At 42.3% G+C, this 12,268-nt stretch carries 2 protein-coding genes; both read left to right on the top strand.

Annotation, left to right across the window (positions count from 1 at the left end; translation table 11 throughout):
* Positions 1-2: 2 nt before the first annotated feature.
* Complete coding sequence (locus tag NSTC731_RS27565; protein WP_445627742.1) at positions 3-4,334, top strand: beta-ketoacyl synthase N-terminal-like domain-containing protein; 4,332 nt, start codon at positions 3-5, stop codon at positions 4,332-4,334.
* 62 nt (positions 4,335-4,396) lie between these two features.
* On the top strand, positions 4,397-12,082 hold the full coding sequence (locus NSTC731_RS27560) for an amino acid adenylation domain-containing protein (RefSeq protein ID WP_445627741.1): 7,686 nt from the start codon (positions 4,397-4,399) through the stop codon (positions 12,080-12,082).
* Positions 12,083-12,268: the final 186 nt, after the last annotated feature.

Genomic DNA, 12,268 nt, shown 5'->3' with positions numbered 1-12,268 from the left:
CAATGTATTCAGCACATAACGATAATGAATTTAATAATTCTGAAATAGCAATAATCGCTGTTGCTGGTAGATTCCCTGAGGCAAAAGATATTGAATCATTTTGGCAGAATTTACGAGATGGTGTAGAATCTATCTCTTGTTTGAAGGATGAAGAATTAATAAATTCTGGGGTTTCTGTTGATTTACTGAGTAATCCTAATTATGTAAAAGCTAAGGGTGTTCTATCAGACATTGAATTGTTTGATGCAAATTTCTTTGCTTATAGCGCCAAAGAAGCTGAGTTAATAGATCCACAACAACGCCTATTTTTAGAATTGGCTTGGGAAGCAACGGAAAAAGCTGGTTATGACCCGCAAACCTACAATGGTTTAATCGGGGTTTATGGTGGTGTGGGAATGAGTGGGTATTTGCTCAACAACCTCTACCCTAACTATCAATTATTAGCCGCAATTGACCCTGTGCAATTAGGAATTTCTAACGATAAAGATTTTTTACCGACAAGAGTTGCATACAAACTAAATTTGACTGGCCCCGCAGTAAATGTGCAAACAGCCTGTTCTACTTCTTTAGTTGCTGTTCACATAGCTTGTCAAGGTCTTTTAAATGGTGAATGTGACATAGCTTTAGCTGGTGGAGTTACTATCAGCATTCCCCAAAAAATCGGCTATTTGCATGAAGAAGGAATGATTCTTTCTTCTGATGGACACTGCCGTGCTTTTGATGCTAAAGCACAAGGAACGATCGCAGGTAGCGGTGCTGGGATTGTGGTATTAAAAAGATTACAGGATGCAATTAGCGATCGCGACTACATTCATGCAATTATTAAAGGCTCGGCAATTAATAACGATGGTGCAATGAAAGTCGGCTACACTGCTCCTAGTGCTAGCGGTCAAGCAGCAGTGATTGGCGAAGCTCAAGCTATAGCGGGTGTAGATGCCGAGACAATTTCTTATATTGAAGCTCATGGCACAGCGACACCTTTAGGAGATCCGATTGAAATTGCAGCTTTAACTCAAGCTTTTAGTCAAACTACAGATAAAAAAGGTTTTTGCGCTATTGGTTCGGTAAAAACCAACTTGGGACATTTGGATACAGCAGCAGGTGTTGCAGGTTTGATTAAAACAGTATTAGCACTGCAACATAAAATGCTGCCTCCGAGTTTGCATTTCGAGACACCTAATCCCAAAATTGATTTTGCCAACAGTCCTTTTTATGTCAATACAAAATTGACTGAATGGAAAACAGATAATATCCCTCGCCGTGCTGGGGTTAGTTCCTTTGGTATGGGGGGTACTAATGCTCATGTAATTTTAGAAGAAGCACCTGTTTTTGGGCAGGGGAGCAGGGGAGCAGGGGAGCAGAGGGGCAGGTGGTCACTGAGCGTAGCCGAAGTGGGAGCAGGGGAGCAGGGGAGCAGAGGAGCAGAGGGGCAGGAGAGAGGTTATCAACTTTTGGTGCTTTCGGCTAAAACTGCTAGTGCCTTGGAGAAGGTGACAACTAATTTAAGTACGCATTTACAAGAGCATCCAGAAATTAATTTAGGTGATGTTGCTTATACGCTCAACAGTGGTCGTCGGGGTTTCAATTATCGCCGGATGTTAGTTTGTCGTAACTTAGAAGATGCTATTGAAGGTCTGAGTAATTTAGCAGCCCAACAAGTATTTACGAACTATACAGAGATTACAGAACGGCCTGTGGTCTTTATGTTTCCCGGTCAAGGTTCTCAATACGTCAACATGGCGCGGGAAATTTACGAAACCGAGACAGTATTTCAAGAACAAATTGATTATTGCTCAGAATTTCTTAAACCTTTATTAGGGCTTGATTTACGTCATCTTCTTTACCCTAGTGACGAAAAGATTGATGAGGTATCAAAGCAACTTCAACAAACAGGAATTGCTCAAAGCGCTATTTTTGTAATTGAGTTCGCCTTAGCTAAATTATGGCAGTCTTATGGAGTGGAACCACAAGCTGCGATCGGTCACAGTATTGGCGAGTATGTCGCAGCAACTCTAGCAGAAGTTTTTTCTCTAGAAGATGCCTTATCTTTGGTAGCAGCACGCGGACAGATGATGCAGCAATTGCCCACTGGAGCAATGCTTTCTGTTCCCTTACCCGCAGATAAGGTACAATCTCTGTTAGGTTCAGAACTTTCTGTTGCTGCAATTAATCAACCCTTGCAGTGTGTAGTTTCCGGCTCAACAGCAGCAATAGATACACTACAAAATCAGCTAGCTGCTCAAGGAATTGAATGTCGTCGTCTGCATACTTCTCATGCTTTCCATTCTCAAATGATGGAACCAATCTTAGAGGCCTTTGCAGAGCGAGTCAAAAAAGTTACTTTAAATCCCCCTAAACTTCCTTATATTTCCAATCTGACTGGTACTTGGATTACAGTCACGCAAGCTACAAATCCTGACTACTACGCTCAACATCTACGTTCTACAGTGCTGTTTGCTCAAGGTGTCGAGAAATTATTAGCAACCCCAGAGCAAGTTTTACTAGAGGTAGGACCAGGACACACACTAACTACATTAGTCAAGAGACATCCAGACAAAGCACCTCTACAAACAGTCTTGACTTCGGTACGTCATCCTCAAGAAAAGCAATCTGATATTCGTGTTTTATTCAACACATTAGGTCAACTCTGGTTGGCTGGAGTGAAAGTAGATTGGTTTGGATTTTATAGCCAGGATGAGTATTATCGTCTTCCCTTACCAACTTATCCCTTTGAACGCCAACGTTATTGGATTGACCCTCCACAAAAAGCAGCTTGGGGACAGTTGCAAATCTTACCCACAACATCACAATTGTGGACATCGCTTACACAAGCAGGTCAAAACCAAGCAAATACTAGAAATGCAGAACTCAACGAGTTAACTTATCAAGAAAATAGACAGTGGTTAGACCGTTTATGTACAGCTTACATCAACTCTGCATTCCAGCAATTAGGAGCTTTTAGCAATCCTGAAGAAAAGTATTCTTTAGATAATTTGTTAGTGCAATACCATATTTCTCCCCGCTATCAGCAATTGTTATTTAGATGGTTGCAAATATTAGTTGAACAAGGACAACTACAGCAACAGGAGAAGTTATTTACTAAGCTATTGCCATGTTCGCAAGATTATATTAATGAACATTTAGAAGCAGTTAGAGCAAGGTTTGCTGCTTCATCTTTAGTAGATTTAGATTTAGTGCAACGCTGTGGAGAAAATTTAGCTGCTGTTGTTATTGGCGAACAAGAACCATTAGAGATTTTCAATGAACTGGTTTATCAAAAAGAAAACAATGGTTCGTATTCAGAAACTCCCTTAATTTCTTACTACAACTCTATTTTGCGTTCCAGCTTAGAACAGGTAGTCAAATCATTGCCATCATCCGTTCACCTGAGAGTTTTAGAAATCGGCGCGGGTACTGGTGTGTCTACGCAAGCATTATTACCTGTGTTACTGTCCGAACGAACAAACTATACTTTTACTGATATTGGTAGCGGCTTTTTGACTCAAGCTCAACAGAAGTTTAAAGACTATCCATTTGTTGAATATAGATTACTAGATATAGACAAGTCTCCAACTGAGCAAGGGTTTGATAAGTACAGCTTTGATGTAATCATCGCCTCTAATGTTTTACACGCCACTCGAAATATAGATCAAACACTCCACCATGTACGCTCTTTATTAGCTCCTGGCGGCTTCCTTTTAGTGTGGGAAATAACTCAGCCAAAAATAGACTTTGATATCACTTGGGGTCTGCTGTTGAAACCTTTAGACGATCAAAGACGCAATCCAGGTCAACCTTTTATCATCAAACAACAGTGGTTTGAAGCATTACGCGCTCAAGATTTTGTGCAAGTTGCTGCATTTCCTGAAACTGAAGCATTAGAGCATCAGATTATTATGGCTGTTGCTTCTGCATCAGCGGCATTTAGTGTAAAATCTGGGCAAAAAGAGACTGACTCCAAATCAGAATTTTCATTACAAGCAAAGCCGGATATTTTACAGCCAGAAAAATTATCTGCACTCCACACAAGACCTACTTTGCCCAATTCCTATATAGCTCCGCGTCATGAAATCGAAGAAAAAATTGCTGATATTTGGCAAGAATTATTAGGGATTCAACAGGTAGGAATTCATGATAACTTTTTTGAATTAGGAGGAGATTCTTTAATAGCTGTTCAAATTATATCTCGACTAAAAAAGGTTTTTTCGATTAAATTAACTGTAGCAAGTTTATTTGAATTTCCCACAATAGCTGAAATAGCACCCAAGCTAGATAAACAACTAGAATTAGATATGAAATTAAGTGCAATTGATCGAGAAGAAATCGCAATTTAAACAGCAATAAATAATTCTTTAATTACGAATTACGAATTAGGCAAAGTGGAGGTAATTTTTCTGTGAATGTCGAGCAATTGTTAGCTAATCTTACTAAACAGGGTGTGAAGTTGTGGGTTGAAGGTGAGCAGCTGCGTGCCAATGCTCCAAAGGGCGTATTAACGCTAGAAACTCGTGACTTATTAGCTAACCATAAAGCAGAACTTATTTTGTTACTGCAAGAGAAAAATGCGAACCCCGACACAGATTTACCCCTCGTCAAAGCCGATCGCCTCCAGAACTTACCTCTGTCATTTGCCCAAGAACGACTCTGGTTATTAAACCAGTTGGAACCAGATAGCCCCTTCTACAACGAACAAACAGCTATAAAACTTCACGGTCAGTTGAATGTTGTGGCGCTAGAGCAAAGTCTCAACAAAATTATTGCTCGCCACGAAGTTTTACGTACCAACTTCCGCACCATCAACGATCGCCCAGTCCAGATTATTGCTGACAGCTTAACCTTAAGTGTGCCAGTAGTAGATTTAACAGATTTACCAGAAAGTGAAAGAGCGATCGCTTGCCAAAAATTAGCCACGACTGAACTTGCTCGACCCTTTGACCTTGCTAGTTCTCCTTTAATCCGAGCTTGTGTGGTGAAACTCACAGAGCTAGAACACGCTTTTATACTAACAGTCCACCACATCATAGTAGATGGTTGGTCAACAGGTATATTGATGCGCGAGTTAGCAATCATTTACTCAGCTCTATGTAATAACTTGTCCCCAAAGCTACCAGAGCTACCAATTCAGTATGCCGACTTTGCGATTTGGCAACGGCAATGGTTGCAAAAAGAAGTACTGCAAACGCAGCTTGATTACTGGAAGCAACAACTCAAAAATGCTCCTACCTTACTAGAATTACCTACAGACCGACCTAGACCAGCCATTCAAACTTACCGGGGCGCAGTCCAATATGTAGAATTATCAAGCGAACTGAGTCAAGCGATCGCTAATTTTAGCAGGCAAGAGGCAGCTTCCCTATTTATGACGCTGTTCTGTGCTTACGTTACCTTGCTTTATCGCTATACAGGCTCCGATGATATTGTAGTGGGTACGCCCATTGCTAACCGCGATCGCACCGAAATTGAAGGGTTAATTGGCTTTTTTGTCAATACTTTAGTATTACGTACCGATTTGTCAGGCAACCCCAGTTTTGGGCAATTGCTCAGTCGAGTACGGCAGGTGACATTGGAAGCTTACGCTCATCCAGACCTGCCCTTTGAAGAGTTGGTAAAAGCATTGCAGCCACAACGAAACCTCAGCCATACGCCACTGTTTCAGGTGATGTTTGTCCTCCAGAATGCACCCATATCTGAAGTAGAACTTGCTGGCTTAACTATCAGTTCTTTACCAGTAGAAGGTGCAACTGCCAAGTTTGATTTAACTTTATCAATGCAGAATACAAGCACTGGATTGGTAAGTATGTGGCAGTACAACGCTGATTTGTTTGATGCCAGCACAATCGAGCGGATGAGTGGGCATTTTGTAACTTTGCTTGAAGGAATTGTTGCTAATCCTCAAGAGCGAATTGCACAATTGCCTTTGCTGACAAAACTTGAGCAACAGCAGTTACTCGTTGAATGGAACAATACATCGGTAGATTATGCCCAAGATAAATGTATTCATCAGTTGTTTGAAGAACAATCTTTGAGTACACCCGATGCTGTAGCGGTAGTGTTTGAAAATCAACAACTGACTTACCACCAATTGAATTGTCGCGCTAACCAATTGGCGCATTACTTGCACTTATTGGGTGTAAAACCAGACACGCTGGTGGGTATTTGTGTAGAACGCTCAATAGAAATGGTGATAGGACTGTTGGGTATTCTCAAGGCAGGTGGAGCATATTTACCACTTGACCCAGAGTATCCAACTGAGCGTTTGCGCTTCATGCTAGAAGATGCTCAAGTTTCGGTGCTGCTGACTCAACAACAACTGATTGACAAACTTCCTCCAAATCAAGCACAAGTTGTCTTTTTAGAGGAAGTTTGCTCAGAAATTGCCCAAAACAATCAACATAACCTAACCACTGGAGTCAAAGCTTTTCATCTAGCAAATGTGATTTACACCAGCGGATCTACAGGTAGACCCAAAGGTGTGATGGTTCAGCATCAGGGATTGTGCAACTTAGCTCAAGCTCAGAAAACAACTTTTGGCTTAGACTTTGATAGTCGCGTTCTTCAGTTTGCCTCCTTCAGTTTTGATGCAAGCATCTCAGAAATTTTGATGGCTCTGTTTTCAGGTGCAACGTTGTATCTGGGAAGCAAAGACTCTCTATTGCCAGGAAAACCGTTAATTGAGCGATTACGCGATTATTCTATTACCCATATCACACTACCACCATCGGCATTAGCAGTTATGCCCGTGGAGGAACTACCAGCACTGCAAACAATCATTGTCGCCGGAGAAGCAAGTTCTGTTGAATTAATCAAGCAATGGTCTGTTGGCAGAAACTTCTTCAACGCTTATGGACCAACAGAAGCTAGTGTTTGTGCGACTATTGCCAAATGCACCCCACTAGATGAGAAAATATCTATTGGTCGTGCGATCGCCAATACGCAAGTTTACATTTTAGACGAAAATTTGCAACCAGTTCCCATTGGTATACCAGGAGAGTTACACATTGGGGGTGTTGGATTAGCAAGAGGCTACCTCAACCGTCCTGAGTTGACACAAGAGAAATTTATTTCCAATCCCTTTCAAAGAGGCAGGGAAGCAGCACTTCGACTACGCTCAGTGACCGAGGGGCAGGGGAGCAGAGGGGAAACAGAAGACCAATCTTCTAATTCTGAGCGCCTTTATAAAACTGGGGATTTAGCACGCTATTTACCGAATGGTGACATTGAATACTTAGGGCGCATTGACAATCAGGTAAAAGTCCGTGGCTTCCGCATTGAATTAGGAGAAATTGAAACAGCATTGAGCCAACATGGTGATGTGCAGACTTGTTGTGCGATCGCCCATGAAGATATCCCAGGAGAGAAGCGCCTTGTCGCCTACGTAGTACCGTATCCACAGGTAACTTGTACTGAGCGACTCGTGCCGAGCATCTCGACTTCGCTCGATGGAGCCGGAGCCGAGGTAAGTCGAAGTACACCCACAATCAACCAACTACGGCAATTCCTAAAAGCAAAACTCCCAGAGTACATGGTTCCAAATGCTTTTGTAGTGCTGGAGTCCCTGCCACTAACTCCCAACGGTAAAGTAGACCGCCGCGCCCTACCAGCACCAGATTTACACAGCGAACAAAAAGGCAAATATGTCGCCCCACGCACACCCATTGAGGAAATGCTGGCACAAATTTGGACACAAGTGCTGAAACTAGAGCAAGTGGGTATAGATGATAACTTCTTTGAAGTTGGGGGACATTCATTACTAGCAACGCAATTGCTTTCACGTATCCGTAACATTTTTAAAGTGGAACTACCATTGCGTGAGTTGTTTGCCAGAGCAACAGTTGCCGAATTAGCGCGATCGCTTGAGCAATTGCAGCAACAGGACTTAGAATTTTCTACACCACCCATCTTACCAAGGACAAAAAATACACAATTACCACTGTCTTATGCTCAACAGCGTTTGTGGTTTTTAGACCAGTTACAGTCTCTAGGTGGCACTTATAACATACCTCTAACTTTGCGTTTAGTAGGAACTCTTAATCAAGCAGCTTTAGAAAAAAGCTTACAAGAAATTATTTATCGCCACGAAGCATTACGTACTAACTTTATTACCGTTGATGGACAACCAATACAAATTATTAGGGAACAGGAAATAGGCAGGGGGCAGGGAGCAGGGGGCAGGGAGCAGGGGGCAGGGAGCAAGAGGCTTCCTTTAAGCCAACTAACATCTACACCTTGGACAGTATCTATTGTTGACTTGAAGCATTTATCCACACTTGTACTGAGCGAAGCCGAAGTAACCGAAAAAGAAATTGCTTTGCAGCAATTAGTGCAAAAACAAGCTATTCAAGCTTTTAACTTAGCAAATGAACCATTGGTCAGAGCAACATTAGTTGTGCTGTCTGAGACAGAACACGCTTTGTTAGTATTCATACATCACATTGTCTGTGATGGCTGGTCAATGGGTGTGTTTGTCCAGGAATTAGTAGCTCTGTACAATGCTTATTCTCAAAGTCAGCCGTCACCTTTAGCACCACTGCCGATTCAGTACGCAGATTTTGCCATTTGGCAGCGAAACTGGTTGCAAGGGGATGTACTCCAAAGCCAACTGAGTTATTGGCAACAACAACTAGCCAATGCACCAACTTTATTGTCGCTACCCACTGACCGCCCCAGAGGGGCTGTGCAAACTTACCACGGCGCATATCAAGAGTTGGCACTCTCAAAAGAATTAAGTGTTGCGCTCAAACAATTGAGTCAAAAAGAAAGTGTCACCTTGTTTATGACGCTGTTAGCAGCATTCCAAATATTGCTATGGCGCTATAGTGGGCAGGATGATATCTGCATAGGTACGCCGATCGCTAACCGTAATCGTGCAGAAATTGAAGGGTTAATTGGCTTTTTTGTCAATACCCTTGTGTTGCGTACCCGCTTGGATGGTAATCCCAGTTTTAGGCAGCTATTATCACGGGTGCGAGAAGTGGCTCTGGGAGCATACTCTCATCAAGATTTGCCTTTTGAAATGTTGGTGGAAGCGTTGCAGCCAGAACGAAATCTCAGCCATAACCCAATTTTTCAGGTATGGTTTAATTTACAGAATTTGGCAAACACCCAACTAGAACTTTTTGGGTTGTCTGTAGAACCTATATTAATGTCAGAAGCGGCTTCCAAGTTTGACTTAAGCTTATATGTTGCAGAATACGAACAAGGAATAACTCTGCAACTACTCTATAATGCTGACCTATTTACTTCAGAACGAATGGTGGAAATGGTGCAACAATTCCATCATTTGCTGAATCAAATTGTGGCTGAACCTGATAGTGCGATCGCCTCTTATTCTCTTGTCACACCACAAACCCGATTTTTACTACCAGATCCCACAACAGCCATACCACAACCAGAATACGAATTAGTTACAACAACGTTTACTTTTTGGGTAAATAGCACCCCAGAACAGCCAGCAGTGCGTCAAGGATCTCGCACTTGGAACTATAGAGAATTAGGCAAAAGCTCTCAAGATTTAGCTAGGGTGATACTAAGTCACGGAATCGAACGGGGAGATGTCGTAGCGGTGTACGGGACATCAAGTTTTGGATTGATTGCCAGTGCGATCGCTGTTCTCTTGAGTGGAGGAGTGCTGCTAACCATCGATCCGCAACTTCCTAGTCAACGCCAACGGCTAATGCTTCAGGAAGCTAAAGCTAAATGCATATTGTATGTCGATAGTCAATACCCAAAAGACCAGGAAATATGGCAGTCTTTAACTGTTATCTGTATAAATCCAGACACAGCAGTAGCTATAAATTATCGCCAAGAAAGCAGTCATACAATACTTCTGCCGGAAATATCTGCTAATGATGCAGCCTATATTTTCTTTACTTCTGGTACTACTGGCGTTCCTAAAGGAGTGTTGGGGTGTCACAAAGGGATGGCGCATTTTCTCAATTGGCAAAGACAAACCTTTGGAATTAATCAAAAAGACCGCATTGCCCAATTAACAGGACTTTCCTTTGATGTCGTTCTCAGAGATATTTTCTTATCTTTGACCAGTGGTGCAACCTTGTGTCTACCAGCACAAGAAGATAAGTTAGAACCAACGAAAATTTTGCGCTACTTGGAACGCGAACAGATTTCTGTTCTGCACACAGTTCCTTCCTTAGCGCAATCATGGCTGGCTAATGTGCCAAAAGAAGTTTCTCTGCATAACTTACGCTGGTTATTCTTCGCCGGAGAACCTTTGAAGGAGACACTTGTACTGCAATGGCGAGATGCTTTCCCCCAAGCAGGTGAAATCGTTAATCTGTATGGGCCGACAGAGACAACTTTGGCGAAATGTTATTACCAAGTACCTAGTAAACCCACACCAGGGGTACAGCCAGTAGGACGGACACTTCCGGAAACTCAAGCTTTAGTTTTAGGTGCAAATCGCCAATTGTGTGGTATTGGGGAAGCGGGTGAGATTGTTTTGCGGACACCATTTCGCAGTTTGGGCTACATTAACGCCCTAGAAGAAATGCGCTCTCGGTTTGTTAAAAACCATTTTCGCAATGATGACCAAGATTTGCTGTATTATACAGGCGATCGCGGTCGCTATCTTCCAGATGGCACTCTCGAAATTCTCGGTCGCCTCGATCGTCAAGTCAAGATTCGCGGCATACGCATTGAACCTGGAGAAATTGAGACAGTATTAGCACAACATCCATTTGTACATCAGACTGTTGTAATTGCCCATGAAGAACGCTTAGTGGCTTACATTATTCCCAATCAGGATTCAACACCTACCATTAGTGAAATCCGGCGCTTCCTCTCCACTAAGCTACCACAGTATATGATGCCTTCTAGTTTTGTCTTCCTAGATAGCTTGCCCCTGACACCCAACGGTAAGGTAGACCGCCGTGCTTTGCCTACACCTTCTAACATTAATAACCTAGATACATTTGTCGAACCCCGTAACCAATTAGAACTGCAACTGGTGCAAATCTGGTCAAAAATTCTGAAAGTTGACAAAGTAGGAGTACAAGATAACTTTTTTGACTTAGGTGGTCATTCTCTTTTAGCCCCCTACTTAATAACTCAAATTAAGCAGCAGTTTGGTAAAGATGTGAGTTTAACAAGCCTTTTCCAAAACCCAACTATTGAACAGTTAGCGACAATTTTGCAAATAGACTCGAATTATTCAAATTCGTCTTGTCTAGTACCAATTCAGCCAAACGGTTCAAAGTTACCTTTCTTCTGCATTCCTGGCGCTGGGGGCGAACCTTTCTACTTATATCACTTAGGGCGTTATTTAGGAGATGAGCAACCATTATACAGTTTTCAAGCAAACAATCTAGATGTAGAGCCAGAAACCCGAATTCAGGATATGGCTAGCCATTATATCCAAGCAATGCAAACCGTCCAGCCGCAAGGGCCATACTTTTTAGGAGGACATTCTTTAGGAAGTATAGTAGCTTTTGAAATGGCAACTCAGTTGCTCGATCGGGGACATGAGGTTGCTTTAGTCGTCATACTTGATATGTCAGCACCAACTTCTAAAGACAAACAAGCACGGATTGAGCGTCTTGATTGGGATCATGCTCGGTGGTTAATTGAGTCGATCAAAGCAGTAGAAGTTTCTCTATCAACCAACATGGATATTTCTTACGATACCCTGCGATCGCTATCTGAAAAGGAGCAACTAAAATACGTTTTACAGCATTTAAAAATGGTGAATATGCTCCCTCCTAACGCTGAAATTACGCAGTTGAAAAACATGGTGCAAGCTTTAAAAGCAAACTCTCTATCCCTAATTAATTATGTACCACAACAGATTTATACCGATCGAATTACACTTTTACGTGCCAGCGAGACTCCCCCGGAACGGTTGACTAGCAAGTTTTCTGAGATTTCCCAAGATTCGACCTGGGGCTGGAGTGAGTATTCTTGCGAACCAGTAGATATCCATTTTGTTCCAGGCAATCATATTACTATGATGGCAGAACCCCACGTCCAAGTCTTAGCCGAACAATTGAAAGATTGCATTCAGCAAGCCTTATATAGGCAAGGGGGCAGGGGGCAGGGAGCAGGGGGCAGGGCAATACGGTTCGGATAAGCATTTTGAATTCAAAATAGGGTTTGGGGAAAAGGGAAATGGGTTTGCGGTTAAAGGTTTTTTATTCCCCTTTCCCCTTTACCCTTTCCCCTTTAACCGAACCGTATTGGGGGGCAGGGGGAAAGAGAAATATATTATCTGAGTAAATTAGATAATTTATTTTTTGGAAGTTTTAAAGCAAATATG

Source organism: Nostoc sp. DSM 114167 (assembly GCF_052692655.1).
This window is presented reverse-complemented; position numbering and strand designations above follow the sequence as displayed.